The 15,966-nt window shown below is 61.2% G+C and carries 16 protein-coding genes; 12 read left to right on the top strand and 4 right to left on the bottom strand.

The annotated features are described in order from the left end of the window. Positions 1-340: 340 nt before the first annotated feature. Positions 341-1,120, bottom strand: a complete 780-nt coding sequence (locus WDB91_RS06215; RefSeq protein WP_339114466.1) for a lytic transglycosylase domain-containing protein — start codon at positions 1,118-1,120, stop codon at positions 341-343. A 519-nt stretch (positions 1,121-1,639) separates the two neighbouring features. Here WDB91_RS06215 and WDB91_RS06210 point away from each other — a divergent pair. The 12 genes from WDB91_RS06210 to WDB91_RS06155 all read left to right on the top strand — a co-directional run bounded on the left by WDB91_RS06210 (position 1,640) and on the right by WDB91_RS06155 (position 13,613). After that, positions 1,640-1,855 carry a pilus assembly protein gene (locus WDB91_RS06210; RefSeq protein ID WP_339114264.1) on the top strand — a complete coding sequence of 72 codons (216 nt, stop codon included), beginning with the start codon at positions 1,640-1,642 and terminating at the stop codon, positions 1,853-1,855. Between the two features lie 371 nt (positions 1,856-2,226). Then, positions 2,227-3,105 carry a Flp pilus assembly protein CpaB gene (gene cpaB / locus WDB91_RS06205; RefSeq protein WP_339114263.1) on the top strand — a complete coding sequence of 293 codons (879 nt, stop codon included), beginning with the start codon at positions 2,227-2,229 and terminating at the stop codon, positions 3,103-3,105. 174 nt (positions 3,106-3,279) lie between these two features. Continuing rightward, on the top strand, positions 3,280-4,641 hold the full coding sequence (locus tag WDB91_RS06200; protein ID WP_339114262.1) for a type II and III secretion system protein family protein: 1,362 nt from the start codon (positions 3,280-3,282) through the stop codon (positions 4,639-4,641). A 3-nt stretch (positions 4,642-4,644) separates the two neighbouring features. Further along, entirely contained in the window at positions 4,645-5,292 is a 648-nt protein-coding gene (locus tag WDB91_RS06195) for an OmpA family protein (protein ID WP_339114261.1), read from the top strand. Positions 5,293-5,509: 217 nt separating this feature from the next. Further along, positions 5,510-6,778, top strand: a complete 1,269-nt coding sequence (locus WDB91_RS06190; protein ID WP_339114260.1) for an AAA family ATPase — start codon at positions 5,510-5,512, stop codon at positions 6,776-6,778. A gap of 26 nt (positions 6,779-6,804) precedes the next feature. Then, positions 6,805-8,238, top strand: a complete 1,434-nt coding sequence (locus WDB91_RS06185; protein WP_339114259.1) for an ATPase, T2SS/T4P/T4SS family — start codon at positions 6,805-6,807, stop codon at positions 8,236-8,238. 2 nt (positions 8,239-8,240) lie between these two features. Beyond that, positions 8,241-9,209 carry a type II secretion system F family protein gene (locus tag WDB91_RS06180; protein WP_339114258.1) on the top strand — a complete coding sequence of 323 codons (969 nt, stop codon included), beginning with the start codon at positions 8,241-8,243 and terminating at the stop codon, positions 9,207-9,209. Between the two features lie 27 nt (positions 9,210-9,236). Beyond that, on the top strand, positions 9,237-10,214 hold the full coding sequence (locus WDB91_RS06175; protein ID WP_339114257.1) for a type II secretion system F family protein: 978 nt from the start codon (positions 9,237-9,239) through the stop codon (positions 10,212-10,214). A gap of 75 nt (positions 10,215-10,289) precedes the next feature. Next, positions 10,290-10,787 (top strand): tetratricopeptide repeat protein, encoded by a 498-nt coding sequence (locus WDB91_RS06170; RefSeq protein ID WP_339114465.1) that lies wholly within the window; start codon positions 10,290-10,292, stop codon positions 10,785-10,787. Between the two features lie 23 nt (positions 10,788-10,810). Continuing rightward, positions 10,811-11,671, top strand: a complete 861-nt coding sequence (locus WDB91_RS06165) for a hypothetical protein (RefSeq protein ID WP_339114256.1) — start codon at positions 10,811-10,813, stop codon at positions 11,669-11,671. A gap of 1 nt (position 11,672) precedes the next feature. Next, a complete protein-coding gene (locus WDB91_RS06160) occupies positions 11,673-12,179 on the top strand; it encodes a prepilin peptidase (RefSeq protein ID WP_339114255.1) in 507 nt (168 codons plus the stop codon). Between the two features lie 123 nt (positions 12,180-12,302). Further along, entirely contained in the window at positions 12,303-13,613 is a 1,311-nt protein-coding gene (locus WDB91_RS06155) for an ATPase (RefSeq protein WP_339114254.1), read from the top strand. Here WDB91_RS06155 and WDB91_RS06150 read toward each other — a convergent pair. The 3 genes from WDB91_RS06150 to WDB91_RS06140 all read right to left on the bottom strand — a co-directional run bounded on the left by WDB91_RS06150 (position 13,610) and on the right by WDB91_RS06140 (position 15,919). Next, the gene (locus WDB91_RS06150) at positions 13,610-14,518 is read right to left on the bottom strand and encodes a LytTR family DNA-binding domain-containing protein (RefSeq protein ID WP_339114253.1); all 909 of its coding nucleotides are present in this window, start codon (positions 14,516-14,518) and stop codon (positions 13,610-13,612) included. The genes WDB91_RS06155 and WDB91_RS06150 overlap by 4 nt on opposite strands. Positions 14,519-14,714: 196 nt before the next feature. Further along, on the bottom strand, positions 14,715-15,617 hold the full coding sequence (folD, locus tag WDB91_RS06145; RefSeq protein ID WP_339114252.1) for a bifunctional methylenetetrahydrofolate dehydrogenase/methenyltetrahydrofolate cyclohydrolase FolD: 903 nt from the start codon (positions 15,615-15,617) through the stop codon (positions 14,715-14,717). Further along, complete coding sequence (locus tag WDB91_RS06140; RefSeq protein WP_339114251.1) at positions 15,614-15,919, bottom strand: chorismate mutase; 306 nt, start codon at positions 15,917-15,919, stop codon at positions 15,614-15,616. Before WDB91_RS06140 ends, folD begins: the two co-directional genes overlap by 4 nt. Positions 15,920-15,966 lie beyond the last annotated feature (47 nt).

The raw sequence follows: 15,966 nt of genomic DNA, 5'->3' as shown, positions 1-15,966 counted from the left end.
CAGCGCCTTATTCTTGCCCCAATTGGCCTTCAACTTGCCTTTATCGGCGCAGCGCTTGATCCTGTGGCAGCGGGTGAAGCCAAGAACGCCATATAAAAATGAGCAGAACGACCGAGGCAAGCAGGACCCATACCACATATCGCCCTCCGCATCACCCAATCACACCGGGGGACGCCATTGGCTATGGGTTCATCATACAGGCCCTCATCCAGACGATCACCGGCGGCCCTGCCGCCCGATCCGTCAGAAGATAAAAAGGCATCCGCTGGCAGGCGGGTGCCTTTTCTCTTTGTCCCGGGGTCTCTTCTCACCTTTGGGTCTCTTTGTCGCGAGGCGAAACTCAGCCGCGATCGGCGAAGACACAGCCATCGGTGACCAGCTCGGGCGGCGTCAGGCACAACCCGCGCGCCACCGACCAGGCCGCCAGCACCTTGGGCACATAATCCCGCGTCTCGCTGAAGGGAGGCACACCGTTATTGCGCTTTACCGCGTTCTCGCCCGCGTTATAGGCCGCAATCACCATCAGCGGATCGCGGTCGAATTCGGTCATCAGCCAGTCCAGATAGGCTACCCCGCCCTTGATATTCTGCGATGGATCCTTGCTATCGGCCACGTCGAACCGCTCCGCCGTCGCGGGGATCAACTGCATCAGTCCCACCGCCCCCGCATGCGAGATCGCATCATGGCGCCCCGCCGATTCCGTCGAGATCATCGCCAGCACCAGCGCGGGCGAGACCTGCGTGCCGATTGTTGCGGCAAGGATCTGCGAGCCATGCACATCCGCGATCCGCTTCAGATCGGCCAGACGGGGGGCACGCACGCTCTGCCCTTTGGGCCCTTGGCTGAGCGCCGCAATCGCCTGCTCGAACCGCCCCGCCCTGTCGCCCAATGTGGGCGAGATCAGGTTCCAATACCACTTATAGGCCGAATTGGCAGGCGGCGCCGCAGCCGTCTGGGGCATCACAGGCGTAAAGGGCGTGGCAGACCGTGCCGCCAGCGCCGCCTTCTGCTCCTCGGGATTGATCTGGATGGTGATCAGCCGCTTCGTGCCCGGCGCGGGCGGGCGCACCGTCTTGGGCGAATAGCGATTGACCGTAGGCGTCTGGCTCTGCATCGACATCGTGCGCACCGTGGGCGTGGTGATCACCGATTGCGCAGAAGCCAGTTGCGCGGCCCCTACGATCAAAGCGGCACCGATGCCCCGAAACGCCGCCTGTCTTACATCCATTGGATCATCCTACATGTATGGGGCATCCCCTCCCCGCCTATTAACCCCGAATCCGTTCCACGGGGCCAGTATTTCTCGGCACATCAAGGCTTAACGGATACGATTCCCCGTAAAGCGTTGCCCGTTTCCCGCGGATTTCCCGCCAGAATCGGGAGAATCGGACCTGTTTCCTTCCGCAAATTCGCCGCCGAGGCAGGACTTGGGCCAGTCAATTCTCCCGCTACGAGACCCGACAGACGAAATTCTCAACAAAAGATAAAGATTCTGCCCTTGGTCCATGAAACGCCCGCAACCCGCCCCAATCTCGCCACGAACCAACGACAAATTCACCTCATGCCGCAGCGTAGAGGGGTTAGGGTGAATGACCCAGCACTGCGGAAAGAGACACCAAATCAAACTTGGAGAGCTGCCATGAAACTGTTTCGTATGACCAAAAAAATCCGCAACGAAGAAGACGGCGCTGTGACCGTTGACTGGGTTGTGCTGACCGCTGCCATTGTGGGCCTCGGCGTTGCTGTTATCACGCTTATCGGCAAAAAGGTCTACACTGCGGGCAATGACACGGCGACTTCGGTTGGCGATTCTACATCGATCGACTTCGGTCAAGGCACTGGTGGTAACGGCTAATCCAGAGCTTTTTGAGCGTTCTGGCAAGATAAAAGTAGCGAAAGAGCCGCCGCAATCGGCGGCTCTTCTGCGTGATCCGTATGGATCGCTCTTCGCGTCTTGAAACAATAGGCATTGGGGGAAAGAATGAGGAAGCTACACCTTCAGAGACGCTTCAACCGCTGCGAAAGCGGCGCAGTAACGACCGAGTGGGTCGTGCTAACGGCGGTATCGGTCGCGGTAGCTCTCGCTGTTGCAAAGCTTATCGCCACGAGCACCTATACCGCTTCGACCAAAATCGCCGACTACCTCGAATCCGTCGAGATTCAGGACGATTTTTAACCCTAAAATAGGGTTTTACGCCGCAAAGTCCTCTCAGAAAGGGAACCACAATGCGCCTCATCTTTGGACTCGTCTTCATTCTGGGCGTCGCACTGGCCGGCATGGCTGTGTATATGACCCAAGGCAAGATTGCCGAATTTCAGGCCCAGCGTGACTACCTGCTGAAAGAGCGGCAATCCATGACCCAGATGGCCGATATGGTCGTCGTCAAGCATCCGCTCAAATATGGCGAGCGGTTTACCCAAGGCGATCTCGAGGTCATCAAGGTGCAGAGGGGCAAACTCCCCGAAGGCGCCTTTACCGCCATTTCCGCCCCGCAGGGCGACGGGAGCGCGCAGGATGCCGCCAAGAAGGCCGCGTTCATCGAGGGCGAGACACGCCCGCGCGCGGCGCTGCGCTCCTATGAGGCAAACGAACCGCTGATCGCCACCAAGGTCACCGAACCGGGCGTGGATGCGGGTATTACCGCCCGTCTCGAACCCGGCATGCGGGCCTTCACCATCGGTGTGAATGCCAGCTCCGGCGTTTCGGGCTTCCTGCGCCCGGGCGATCATGTGGATGTCTACTGGTATGGTCAGGTCAATGGCCGCGATGTGGCAAAGCTGATCGAGAGCAATGTGAAACTGATCGCCATCGACCAGAATGCCGATGCGGACCGCTCGGAGGAAACGGTTGTCGCGCGTAACGTGACCGCCGAGATCAGCCCCGAACAGGTCGCCGCACTGACCTTGGCGCAAAGCACGGGCAAGATCATGCTCTCGCTCGTCGGCAATGTCCTCGATACGAGCGATCTGGGCACGATCGAGCTGGATCGCGATCAGCTGCTGGGCACGCCCGAAATCGCTGCCGCGCCTGCCCCCAAGGTCTGCACCATCAAGACGCGCAAAGGCACCGAAGTCATCGAAACGCCTATTCCTTGCACGAACTGAGTATAGAGAAACATCCGCCTGTGTCCCCTGCGGCACAGGCCGTCACGTTTAGCCCGAGCGAATTATTGCCAAATGCCTGTCTTTGGGTCATGCTCGCCTCAAAAGCAGTTAATGATCGCCAAACGGACGCCAGAGCCGTGAGACATTCCCTGTGGTCGGAGAGGCAGGATCACAATGAACCTAAAGACTTTATTCTCGGCAGGCCTTCTGGCGCTGTCCTGTAGCTTTGGTGCATATTCTGCCGCCCAAGCCGAAACCCTGCGCGTGATGTCGGGGGCATCCTCGGCGCCGCTTGCCGTTCCGATGAACCGTGCGGTGGTTGTAGAAAGCGACCAGCCCTTTACCGAATTGTCGATCGCCAATCCGGGCATTGCCGATATCACCACCCTGTCCGACCGGACCATCTATGTGCTCGGCAAGCTGCCCGGCCGCACCACGATGACGATCCTTGGCGCGGATGGCAAACTGATCTCGAATGTCGAGGTGCAGGTCACCCCCGATATCGCCGAGTTCAAGGAACGTCTAAAACAGATCCTGCCCGGCGAGAATATCGAGGTGCGCACCGCCAATGACGGCATCGTGCTGTCGGGGACCGTCTCCTCGACCGGCAAACTCGACCGCGCCCTCGATCTGGCCAATCGCTACGCACCGGACCGCGTCTCGAACCTGATGTCCGTCGGCGGCACCCAGCAGGTCATGCTGCAGGTCCGCTTTGCCGAGATGCAGCGGTCTGTTGCCAAGAACCTCAACGCCTCCATCGGCTTGGGGCTCACCAGCAATAGCGGCAGCACCACGACGGGTCTCAGCAACTCGACCAGCAGCGGCGAAGGCGGCCAGTTCGGTCTGAGCCTGAGCCGCGGCAATTTCGAGATGAGCGTTCTGCTTGAAGCGCTTGAAAGCAAGGGCGTCGTGCGCACCTTGGCCGAGCCCAACCTCACTGCCCTTTCGGGACAAGAGGCCCATTTCCTTGCCGGCGGCGAATACCCTATTCCGGTGGTTGATGATGATAGCATTGCCATCGAATACAAGCCCTTCGGCGTCGAGCTGAGTTTCATCCCGCGCGTTATCGACAATGGCGTTATCAATCTGGAAATGAAAGCCGCGGTCTCCTCCATCGATACAAGTGTCACGATGGAATCGGGCGGTTTCTCGGTCAATGCGTTCAAGCGTCGCGAGACTTCGACGACGGTCGAGATGCGCGATGGCGAGAGCTTCTCGATCGCGGGTATCCTGCAGGATGACTTTAACGGGCTGAACAGTCAGGTGCCGTGGCTGGGCGACGTGCCGGTTCTGGGCGCGCTGTTCCGCTCCAGCGAATACGAGCGCAAACAGTCCGAGCTTGTCATCATCGTGACGCCGCATCTGGTCACGCCCACCAAAGGCACGGCCTATGCACTGCCGACCGACCGCGTCAAACTGCCGTCGGAAAAGGATATGTTCCTCTTCGGTCGCACCACGGGCCGCCCCGTGTCGGGGGCCGCGGCCGAAGTGGCCAAGCAGGACTATTCAGGCTCTTACGGCTATATGATGGAATAACGGATGCACCATTTTGCAATGAAACTCGCGATTTGCGGTGCGACCCTGGCACTGGCCGCCTGCACACAGGAAATCGGTGCGGATCTACAGACCGACGGCTATGGCAATGCAACCGCCCATAATCTGCAGGTGATGACCAATCCGCAGGATTTCGCGATCAACCTGAACCGGAAATTCAGCGCCAGCGTGCCGACCACGATCAACTTCGCCTTCAACTCGGCAGTGCTGACACCTGAGGCCCGCGCGATCCTGGCTCGTCAAGCGGGCTTCATCCGCCAGTTCCCGGAAGTCCGCTTCCGCGTCTATGGCCATACGGATCTGGTCGGCTCGAATGCCTATAACAAGGCTCTCGGCCTGCGTCGGGCACGCGCGGCGGTGGACTTCCTGACCGCGCAGGGCATCTCGCGTTCGCGGCTCGAGGCAATGGTCAGCTATGGCGAGACACAGCCTGTGGTCCAGACCAGCGGCCCCAATATGCAAAACCGCCGCACCGTGACCGAAGTCTCCGGCTTTGTCGCGAGCAACCCTATGGTGCTGAACGGAAAATACGCAGAAATCGTCTTCAGGGACTATGTCACGAGTGCAAGATCCGTGACCACATTGACCGGCGGCCAGACCACCTCTGTGGGAACAGCCGACAGCGGCAGTTAACAAGCATAGTTACAAAACTCTTTCAGCGGGCGGGGCTTGGAAACAAGCTTCGCCCGTTTTCCTGATCGTCGCCTATATCCCCACAATTGAAACAGTATGGCCGCATTCTTGCCAGAATTCGGCATGATCTTGAACGAAAGCGCGACCCCGGCCGCCGAGTCGGCGCGGGGTAACCTAAGGTCAAGAATATGACCGAAGCAGAAGGGACGACACGCAGATGAGTGCAGCACCTATCCTTAGCCCGGAACCGGCACCGCTGGTCGCCTGCACCGTGTCGCGTGATGTGTCCAATTTCAACCTTCTGATCGAGGATATGGAGGCCGAACTGGGCGAGAGCTGGGGGGACCTCGGCTTCGATGACACCCTCTTGTTCCTGAACCAGCCCGATGCCGAAAACCTCGAATTTCTCGCCATCGCGCTGGATGGCGATGACGAGGTCCATCTGGACCGGATCACCCGCATCATCACGACCGCCAAGGACAAAGGGCTGCGGATCATCCTGATCGCGGAGGAGCTGTCGCCGATCGCGCTGCACCAGTTGCTCCGGCTCGGCGCGGATGATTTCGTGCCCTATCCGCTTCCCGAAGGGGCGCTGCACGAGGCAATCCGGCGGTTGGGTAACGAGGAAGACGAGGTGGCCCCTGCCGCCCCGGCCCCCGCGCGCAAGAGCAGCACCGACCGCAATGGCGCCATTCTGGCGGTGCACGGAATGGCGGGCGGCGTCGGTGCCTCCACCTTTGCCGTCAACCTGGCATGGGAGCTCGCCTGCAATCCCGGCGCGACCGGCAAGAAGAAAGGCGCGATCCCCGAAGCCCCCCGCGTCTGCCTGATCGACCTCGATCTGCAATATGGCACCGTCTCGACCTATCTGGACCTGCCGCGCCGCGAGATCATCTTCGATACGCTCAGCCATAGCGCGCAACTCGATAGCGACCTGCTGCATCAGGCCCTGCAGGTCTATCAGGACAAGCTGCATGTCTTCACGGCCCCCGCCGATATGCTGCCGCTCGACCTGCCCACGACCGAGGATATCTCGCGGCTGATCAAAACCGCGCAGAGCCAGTTCGATTTCGTCGTCATCGACATGCCCTCGACCGTGGTGCAATGGACCGAGACCGTGCTTTCGGCCTCCGATCTCTATTTCGCGATGCTCGAGCTGGATATGCGCTCGGCCCAGAATCTGCTGCGCATGATCCGTGCATTGCAGGCCGAGGAACTGCCGATCGAGAAGCTCCGCTATGTCCTGAACCGTGCACCGAAATTCACCGACCTTACCGGCAAGTCGCGCGTGAAACGTCTGGCAGAGAGCCTCGATATCACCATCGAGCTGCAGCTGCCCGATGGCGGACGCGCGGTGACGCAGGCCAATGATCACGGCCAGCCGATGGCCGAAGCGGCCGCCAAATCGCCGCTGCGCCGCGAGTTCCAGAAACTCGCGCGCACCGTCTACGATCTCGATCATGCGGCCAAAGCGGCACAGGGCTGAGTCCGGCTGGACCAGAAAGGACGAAGATGTTCTCGCGTTACAAGAAACCGGCCACGCCGACCGCTCCCGCCCCCGTTCTCGAAGAGATCTCCGCCCCCGAGCCGGAGGTGGAAAAGGCCCCGCTGATCACGCGCCGGATCGCGCCCTCGGCCCCCGCACAGGCCGAGCCGCAGGACAAGGACCGCCGCCGCCGCCAGAAGCTCGGCGAGCTGAAGACCGAAATCCACACCCGCCTCTTGGAGGATCTCAATCTCGCGGCGCTGGAAACCGCCCGCGAATCCGACCTGCGCAGCGAGATCGCCTCCATTGGCTCGGAGGTGGTACAGGATGCCGGTATCGCGCTGACCGCCACCGAACGCACCGGCCTGATCAACGAACTCTATGACGAGGTCATGGGGCTCGGTCCGCTGGAGCCGCTCCTGAAGGACGAGACGGTCTCGGATATTCTGGTCAACGGCCCGCAACAGGTGTTCGTGGAACGCGGTGGCAAGCTGCAGCTGACCGATACCGTCTTCAAGGACGAGCGCCACCTGATGCGCATCATCGACAAGATCGTCTCGGCCGTGGGCCGCCGCGTCGATGAATCGAACCCCTATGTCGATGCCCGTCTGGCCGATGGCTCGCGCTTCAACGCGATGGTGCCGCCGGTTGCGGTGGACGGTTCGCTGGTCTCGATCCGGAAGTTCAAGAAAGACAAGCTCGGGATCGACGATCTGGTACAGTTCGGCGCCTTTACCGAGGAAATGGCCGCCTATCTGCAAGCCGCCGTCTCCACGCGCCTCAATGTCATCGTCTCGGGAGGCACGGGCTCGGGGAAAACCACGACCCTCAACGCGCTGTCTTCGTTTATCGACAACTCGGAACGTATCCTGACCATCGAGGATACGGCCGAACTCCAGCTGCAACAGACCCATGTGGGCCGGATGGAAAGCCGCCCGCCCAACGTGGAAGGTCGCGGTGCGGTCACGCCGCGCGACTGTCTGAAGAACGCCCTCCGGATGCGCCCCGACCGGATCATCGTGGGCGAGACCCGCGGCGAGGAGGTCATCGACATGCTGCAGGCGATGAATACGGGCCATGACGGCTCGATGACCACCATCCACGCGAACTCCGCGCGCGATGCGATGTCGCGTCTGGAGAACATGATCGCCATGGCCGGCATCGAGATGCCGATCAAGGCGATGCGTGCACAGATCGCCTCGGCTGTGAACCTTGTGGTGCAGGCCTCGCGTCTGCAGGACGGCTCGCGCCGGATGACCTCGATTTCCGAGATCACCGGCATGGAGGGCGATGTGATCTCGATGCAGGAACTGTTCCGCTATGAACGCCTCGGGCTGACGCCGGAAGGCAAGATCATCGGGCGCTTCACCGCCACCGGCGTACGCTCGCATTATGCCGACCGCTTCCGCCAATGGGGCTATGATCTGCCCGCCTCGATCTACGAGCCGGTGGAGGGCTGAACATGGGCGCGATTTCTACCGTTGCCATCTATGCGGTCATCTTCGTCGCCGTGCTACTGCTGGTCGAGGGGCTCTATCTTCTGGTCTTCGGAAAGTCGATCTCGCTCTCGCGCCGCGTGAACCGCCGCATCGACATGCTCGAGAAGGGCGGGCGGCGCGATGAGGTGCTGGAACAGCTCCGCAAGGAAGTGACCCAGCACGAGAAGGGACGGAACATCCCTTTCTACTCTCTCCTCGCCACCAAGGCACAGAAGGCCAATATCGCTTTCAGCCCCAAAGCCCTCATGGGGGTGATGGGCGCGATGAGCGTGATTGTCTTCGTCGGTCTGTCGGTCGGTCTTGCCATCGATCTGCCCACGCGTCTCCTGCTATCGGTTTTGATGGGGTTCGGTGCGGTCTATTTCTGGGTCTCGCAGAAGGCCAACAAGCGTATGGCCCTGGCCGAAGAGCAGCTTTCCGACGCGATCGAACTGATGGTGCGCAGCCTGCGCGTGGGCCATCCGCTCTCCTCCGCCATCCAGGCTGTGGCCAAGGAGATCCCCGATCCGCTGGGCACCGAATTCGGCATGATCGCGGATGAGGCCGCCTATGGCCGCCCCGTAGCCGATGCGCTGCGCGACATGGCCCAGCGTCTGGATATGCAGGATCTGCGCTTCCTCTCCGTGGCGGTCTCGATCCAGCAGCAATCGGGGGGTAACCTGGCCGAGGTGCTCGACGGGCTGTCCAAGGTGATCCGTGCCCGCTTCCGGCTGTTCCGCCGTGTGAAGGCCATCACGGCCGAGCCGAAATGGTCCGGCATGTTCCTGTCGGGCTTCCCGCTGGTGATGCTCGCAGGTGTGCTGATCCTCTCGCCCGGCTATTACGACAAGTGCAAGGACTCGCCCCTGTTCCTGCCGCTGGCCATCGGGGTCTTCGTCCTGCTGGGGATGAACTACCTGTTCATGAAAATCATGACCAATATCAAAGTCTAACTCCTTCTGCCGCTTAGAGAGACCACCATGGGCCCGCTCAATCAATATCTGCTCCAGACCCTCGGCCCGATGGGCCCGATGATCGCCCTTCTGGGCGCGGCGGCGCTGCTGATCGCGGCGACCCTGCCCTTCCTGCTCAAGAAACGCGCCGATCCGCTAGACAAGATCGCCAGCCAGCGCCGCCGCCCGCAACAAGCCGGTGCCGCAATGGCTCCGGGCAAGCTGCGCGACAGCGGAACGACCAAGCTCGACCGGTTTGCAGGCTTCCTCGAGCCGCAGGACGAGAAGGAAATGTCGGCGGCCAAGAAATGGCTGCAAAGCGCGGGCTATCGCGGCCCCAATGCCGTGCGGACCTTCCACGCGACGCAGGCCGCAATGGCCATCGGCGGGCTGGCTCTCGGCGCGCTTATCATCGTCTACATGACCCTCACCAGCCCCGATCCGGTCGAACCGGCCGTCATGATCGGTATCATCATGGGTCCGGGTGTTGTGGGCTATTTCGGCCCCAAACAATGGGTCAACAGCCGCGTCGCCGCCCGCACCGAAGAATTGCAGAACGGTTTTCCCGATGCGCTCGACATGCTTCTGGTCTGCGTGGAGGCCGGTCAGTCGCTCAATCAGGGAATTATCCGCGTGGCGCGCGAACTGGCGCAATCCTGCCCCGCCATCTCCGAGGAATTCGCCCTGATCGCCTACGAAATCAAGGCAGGCAAGGACAAGGCCACAGTCATGCGCAATTTCGGCGAGCGTTCCGGCGTCAGTGACATTCAGAGCTTTGCCACCGTGATGATCCAGTCGCAGACCTTCGGCACCTCGATCGCGGAGGCCCTGCGTATCTATGCCGCCGATATGCGCGACAAACGCATCATGCGCGCCGAGGAAGCCGCCAACAAGATCCCGACCAAGATGACTTTGGGCACTATGGCCTTCACAGTGCCGCCACTTCTCATCATCCTTGTTGGGCCTTCGGTCTACGATATGGTAGTCAGCTTCGGTAACATGTAAAACCAGACCGGACCGATGCGCGCCACAGGACGTTTCCTCGCCCTTCTCTGCCTATCTGCCGCGCTCGGGGGCTGTATGCCCTTTGGCGCGAAAACCGATTCCCCCTTTGCTCCGGGCTATGCCGACGGCGAGGGCGTGGACGGGCTGATCGTGGGCCACCGGCTGATGGCCGCGGGCGAATACGATCTGGCGCTCAAGGCCTATTACCGCGCCATGGCCGAACAGGGCGTCAATGTCGATACGCTCTCGGCGATAGGCTCGGCCAATCTCAAGCTCGGACGGCTCGGTCAGGCCGAACAGATCCTGCGCCGCGCCACCGAGGAGGACGGCACATTCGTGCCCGCGTGGAATAATCTGGGCGTGGTCCTGATGGAGGAAGGCAAGGTGGCCGAGGCCGCGCGCACCTTCCGTATCGCCTACGGGCTCGATAATGGCGAATCTGACGCAATCCGTGAAAACCTGATGCACGCGCTCGCAAAGATCGACAAACCTGTCTATGATCCGGCGAAAGAACAGACATTCAAGCTGGTGCGACGCGGGCGCGGTGAATACCTGCTGCTGACCCAGCATTGAGGCCGAGCAAGAGGACGCGGACCATGCGCCAGACCATCCTGATCTGTGCCCTTCTGGGCAGCGCCCTGACGCTTGCGGCCTGCGGTGCGCGCGACAGTGCCCAGGAAGCCAAGGCCATGAAAGCCGTCAATGCGATCGACGAGACCAATCTCTCGGACATCATGCTTACGGTCAGCGACCCGAAAGAGGCCGTGAAATATTTCGAGCGCGCCAGCACCGAAAGCCCCGACCGGATCGACCTCAAGCGCGGCCTTGCCAAATCGCTGGTGCGTGCCAAGAGCCACGAGCGCGCAATCACGGTCTGGCAGGAGGTTCTGGCCATGCCGGGGGCCGGTGATGCCGACCGTGTGGGGCTGGCCGATGCACAGATCCGCAGCAATGACTGGGCCGCGGCCAAGGCGACGCTCGCCACCGTCCCGCCCACCTACGAGACCTATGACCGCTACCGCCTCGAAGCGATGGTGGCCGATAGCCAGAAAGAGTGGAAAAAGGCCGACAGTTTCTATGACACCGCCGTGGGCCTGACGACCCGCCCCGCAGGGGTGCTCAACAACTGGGGCTTCTCCAAGCTCACCCGCGGGGATGGGAAAGCGGCCGAGAAGCTCTTCGCCGAGGCGCTGACGTATAATCCCTCGAGCTTCACCACCAAGAATAACCTCGTTCTGGCGCGGGCCGCGCAGCGCAAATACGATATGCCGGTCATAGACATGACCCAGACCGAGCGTGCGCAGCTGCTCTATACGGCGGCCCTTTCGGCGATCAAGCAGGGTGATGTGAACACGGGGCGCTCGCTTTTGCAGGAGGCGGTAGATACCAATCCGCAATATTTCGAGGAAGCCGCCCGCGCGCTGGCAGCGCTCGACGCCAATAAGGTGAAATCCTGACATGCTCGCTTCGGGGCCTTTCGTCACCGCGCTGGCCTTTCTGCTGGCGCTGACGCCGATCTGTATCTGGATCACCCTTACCGATCTGCGCGACATGAAAATCCGCAATGTAGCGGTCTATACGATGGCGGGAATTTTCGTCGTGCTGGGGCTATTGGCCTTACCGCTGGATGTCTGGGCATGGCGCTGGCTCAATTTTGTGGTGGTCTTTGCCATAGGCTTCGTGCTTTTCGCCTATGCGGGGTTCGGCGCGGGCGATATCAAATTCGTCTCCGTGGCCGCGCTCTTCGTCTCGCAGGCCGAAGGGCAGATCTCTCTGGCGCTGATCTGCCTGTCGGTCGGGCTGATCGCGGGGCTGGGACTGCACCAGATCCTCAAGCGCATCCCTGCCCTGACCCGCGCCACCCCCGACTGGAAAAGCTGGGGGGCCAAGCGCACACCCGCCGGTGTCGGTCTCGCCCTCGCGCTCTGGGCCTATCTGGCGCTTGCTTGCGTCTTGGCAGCATAAGGCCAGACAGCGCCCGCCTTTTTCCCGAATTCGGCCACATTGCGGCGGCACTTTCCGATCATAAGCAGGGCTAACAGTCCGTTAATCCCTATCGGAAATCCCGTTTCAGGAAGGTCGTGTCGTATGAATATGATGGCCCGCACAATTACCGCCCCTCATATGCCACGCAGCCTGTCCGAGACGGGCCTGAGCCTTGTGATGATGCGCGACATCCTGTTGAAAACGATGTTCCGCACCAACCAGACCACGCTGAGCTCGCTGGCCGAACTGCTCTGCCTGCCGACCACCCTGCTGCAGGAGCTGATCGACATGGCCCGCGACCAGCGCCTTGTGGAGGCGATGGGCACGCTCCATGCCAATTCCGGCAACGAGATGGCCTTCCAGCTCTCGGATGCGGGGCGCGCGCGCGCGCTCGATGCGCTGGCGCAATCGGAATATTATGGTGCGCTGCCCGTGCCGCTGGCGATGTATCGCGAGCAGGTCAAACGCCAGTCGATCCGCAATATCCAGCTGACCCGCGATGCGCTGCTCGCGGCGATGGGCCATCTGGTCCTGCCACCCGACCTGATCGACCAGCTTGGCCCCGCCGTGGGCTCGGGCCGTTCGATCCTGATGTATGGCCCGCCGGGCAACGGGAAATCCTCGATCTCCAACGGCATCCGCGATGCGCTTGGCGACCAGATCTATGTGCCGCGCGCCATTGAATATTCGGGCCAGATCATCACCGTCTTCGACCCGATCATCCATAGCGAGGCACCGCTCCCCGCGGAGGACCCCACCGCCCTGCGCCGCGCCGGACACCGCTTCGACCGCCGCTATGTGCTCTGCGAGCGTCCGACCGTGATCACGGGGGGCGAACTGACGCTGGATATGCTGGACCTCAAGTTCAACCCCACGGCCCGCACCTATACCGCGCCCCTACAGCTGAAAGCCTCGGGCGGGGTGTTCATCGTGGACGACCTTGGCCGTCAGGCCGAGCCGCCGCAGAAGCTGGTGAACCGCTGGATCGTGCCGCTGGAAGAAAGCCGCGACATCCTCGCGCTGCAATCGGGCGAGAAATTCGAGGTGCCTTTCGACACGCTCGCGATCTTCTCGACCAACTTCCACCCCAATGCGATCTTCGACAAGGCCGCGCTGCGCCGGATCTTCTTCAAGATCAAGATCGACGGCCCGAACCAGCGCGACTTCCTCAAGATCTTCAAACTGGTGGCCAACAAACGCCAGATCCCGCTCAGCGAGGCCGCATTGGTGCATCTTCTGAAGGTGAAATACCCCACCATCCACAACGTCTATGCCAATTACCAGCCGATCTTCCTGATCGACCAGATGATCGAGATCTGCAAATTCGAGGGTATCCCGCCGCAAATGACGCCCGAGCTGATCGACCGCGCATGGGCCAATATGTTCGTGCGCGACGAGGAGATCCTGCACTAACTGAGCCGGTAGCCCTGCGGCCCTTCATCCAGATCGAAAAAGCCCGCATCCTCTGCATCGGATAGATAGGTGCGCGAGACAGGGATCACCGCCCCGTTGCGAAGCGTCAGCTCGGCCTTGGAATTCAGCTTGCGCCCTTCCGCTACGGCCTCTTCGGCCACCCAATGCGAGCGGTGGACCTGCAACCCCTGCACCCCTTCCAGCTCTGCCATCGCATCCGCCAGCCGGATCAGCACCTGATGCGAGCCTTTCGACGTCGTGACATGGACATAATGATCGCGGCTCTGCAGATGCCAGATATCGCCCTGCCGGGCCTTGGGCAGACGCTGCAGCAGGCGTGGCGTGGTCAGGGCATCAGGCTCTGGCTCGCAGGTGGCGTCTGGCGAGAAGGCGGGTTCCGGATCGGCAGGCGAGGCATAGGATGCAGCATCCGCTTGCGGCGCGGCAGACTGCCAGTCGGAGACAGGGCGGACTTCGTCCTCTCCTGTCGCTGACCCTTTGCTTTCAGGGTAGAAAAGCCGCCGCAGACTGACGCAGAAGAACGTCATTACGAAATTGTAGGCGCCGAGTTGCAGAAGCGAGGGCAGATGCGCGTGATCGATCTCGGCGAGATAATGCAGCAAACTGTGATATGGGAACGCCATCAACAGCCCGAGACTACTGGCTTCCAGCAACGCATAGCTCCAGAAGTTACGGATCTGCAGAACCTCCTCGTAGAGCAGTCGCAACGCACAGCCGATCGTGATTCCCAGCGCCCAGAGCGACGGCCAGTAGACGAGCCTCTCGCCAACCGTCAGCCATTCAAAGGTGCCGAACGGCCCACCAAGCACACCAAATGCCGAAGCTGCAACCCATGTCAGCAGCAGCGTCGGCACGCTCAGCGATCGGAGATAGGCCTGCCACATCCCGTCTTACCTCATACGAATAGTCTTACTCTCCGTTATGGAGGATATAATAAGCTTTAACCCAGCTTACCTCCTCAACCATATCGCAGAATGAAAGAAAATGCGTCCATGAGCGGGAAGCGTCGCAAAAACGAGACAGGCGCCGGAGACTTTTCCGACGCCTGCCCCTATCATTCAATCCCCGCGTGTGGGCGGATTACGCAGTCAACCCTTCAGGCTCTGCCAGACCATTGGCCCGCGCACAGGCGGTCAAGGTATTGGCCAGCAGGCAGGCGATGGTCATCGGACCGACACCACCGGGCACCGGCGTGATGGCACCGGCCACCTGAGCGGCGGAAGCGAAATCGACATCGCCCACCAAGCGGTTCTTGCCCTCGCCCTTTTCGGGCGCGGGAATGCGGTTGATACCCACATCGATCACTGTCGCACCGGGTTTCACCCAATCCCCCTTGATCATCTCGGGACGGCCAACGGCCGCCACCAGAATATCAGCAGAGCGGCAGACAGATTCGATATCCTTGGTGCGCGAATGCGCCACCGTCACCGTGCAGCTGTCACGCAGCAACAGCTGGGCCATCGGCTTGCCCACGATATTGGAACGCCCGACGACCACCGCATTCAGCCCCGAGAGCGAGCCGTGATGGTCGCGCAGCATCATCAGGCAGCCGAGCGGCGTGCAGGGCACCATGGATTTCTGCCCAGTGGCCAGAAGGCCGACATTGGAGATATGGAAGCCGTCGACATCCTTGGCCGGATCGATCGAGTTGATCACCAGATCCTCGTTGAGATGTTTGGGCAGAGGGAGCTGCACCAGAATACCATGCACGGCCGGATCGGCATTGAGCTTGGCGATCAGGGCCAGAAGCTCGGCTTCCGAAGTGGCGGCATCAAGCTTGTGCTCGTAGGAATTCATGCCGACCTCGACGGTCTGCTTGCCCTTGTTGCGCACATAGACTTCCGATGCCGGGTCCTCGCCCACCAGAACCACGGCCAGACCGGGGGTGATCCCGTGATCTTCCTTTAGCTTGGCTACCTGTGCGGCGACTTTCTCGCGCACCGTGGCCGCGAAAGCCTTACCATCAATGATCGTCGCACTCATTTCACGTCTCCTGTGCCAAGAACCCGCTCCTCGCGCAGGATCGATGCCTCGATCATGATGCGATAGAGCTGCTCGAATAGTTCCACGTCTCCGCCGGTCTGCACGGCATGCGCCTTGACCTTGGCGACCACATCCTCGACCCGTTCCTCGATCCGCGCGGGCAGCCCTTCCGAGGGTTTCAGATCGATCGCACGGTCGATCAGGCTCAGCCGGTAGGTCAGCTGCTCGACAATCTGCCGGTCCAGCCGGTCGATCTCGACGCGTAGCTCCCGCATCGAAGCGACAGTTTTCGGATCGAGCATCGGCATCTCCACATAAAAGAACAGGTCAGCCTCCTATCGCAGACCCC

The sequence above is a fragment of the Thioclava sp. GXIMD2076 genome, assembly GCF_037949795.1.
Classification (GTDB): domain Bacteria; phylum Pseudomonadota; class Alphaproteobacteria; order Rhodobacterales; family Rhodobacteraceae; genus Thioclava; species Thioclava kandeliae.
The sequence above is the reverse complement of the archived record's forward strand: the minus strand, read 5'-3'. Positions and strand labels throughout refer to the sequence as shown.

Excerpts from the sequence above, each read along its gene's own strand:
- WDB91_RS06210 (WP_339114264.1), top strand. The coding sequence starts at position 1,640 with ATGAAACTGTTTCGTATGACCAAAAAAATCCGCAACGAAGAAGACGGC.
- WDB91_RS06180 (WP_339114258.1), top strand. The coding sequence starts at position 8,241 with ATGGGCGCGATTTCTACCGTTGCCATCTATGCGGTCATCTTCGTCGCC.
- WDB91_RS06195 (WP_339114261.1), top strand. The coding sequence starts at position 4,645 with ATGCACCATTTTGCAATGAAACTCGCGATTTGCGGTGCGACCCTGGCA.
- cpaB (WP_339114263.1), top strand. The coding sequence starts at position 2,227 with ATGCGCCTCATCTTTGGACTCGTCTTCATTCTGGGCGTCGCACTGGCC.
- WDB91_RS06155 (WP_339114254.1), top strand. The coding sequence starts at position 12,303 with ATGAATATGATGGCCCGCACAATTACCGCCCCTCATATGCCACGCAGC.
- WDB91_RS06150 (WP_339114253.1), bottom strand. The coding sequence starts at position 14,518 with ATGTGGCAGGCCTATCTCCGATCGCTGAGCGTGCCGACGCTGCTGCTG.
- WDB91_RS06170 (WP_339114465.1), top strand. The coding sequence starts at position 10,290 with ATGCCCTTTGGCGCGAAAACCGATTCCCCCTTTGCTCCGGGCTATGCC.
- WDB91_RS06190 (WP_339114260.1), top strand. The coding sequence starts at position 5,510 with ATGAGTGCAGCACCTATCCTTAGCCCGGAACCGGCACCGCTGGTCGCC.
- WDB91_RS06160 (WP_339114255.1), top strand. The coding sequence starts at position 11,673 with ATGCTCGCTTCGGGGCCTTTCGTCACCGCGCTGGCCTTTCTGCTGGCG.
- WDB91_RS06185 (WP_339114259.1), top strand. The coding sequence starts at position 6,805 with ATGTTCTCGCGTTACAAGAAACCGGCCACGCCGACCGCTCCCGCCCCC.
- WDB91_RS06215 (WP_339114466.1), bottom strand. The coding sequence starts at position 1,120 with ATGTCGATGCAGAGCCAGACGCCTACGGTCAATCGCTATTCGCCCAAG.
- WDB91_RS06200 (WP_339114262.1), top strand. The coding sequence starts at position 3,280 with ATGAACCTAAAGACTTTATTCTCGGCAGGCCTTCTGGCGCTGTCCTGT.
- WDB91_RS06165 (WP_339114256.1), top strand. The coding sequence starts at position 10,811 with ATGCGCCAGACCATCCTGATCTGTGCCCTTCTGGGCAGCGCCCTGACG.
- WDB91_RS06175 (WP_339114257.1), top strand. The coding sequence starts at position 9,237 with ATGGGCCCGCTCAATCAATATCTGCTCCAGACCCTCGGCCCGATGGGC.
- WDB91_RS06140 (WP_339114251.1), bottom strand. The coding sequence starts at position 15,919 with ATGCTCGATCCGAAAACTGTCGCTTCGATGCGGGAGCTACGCGTCGAG.
- folD (WP_339114252.1), bottom strand. The coding sequence starts at position 15,617 with ATGAGTGCGACGATCATTGATGGTAAGGCTTTCGCGGCCACGGTGCGC.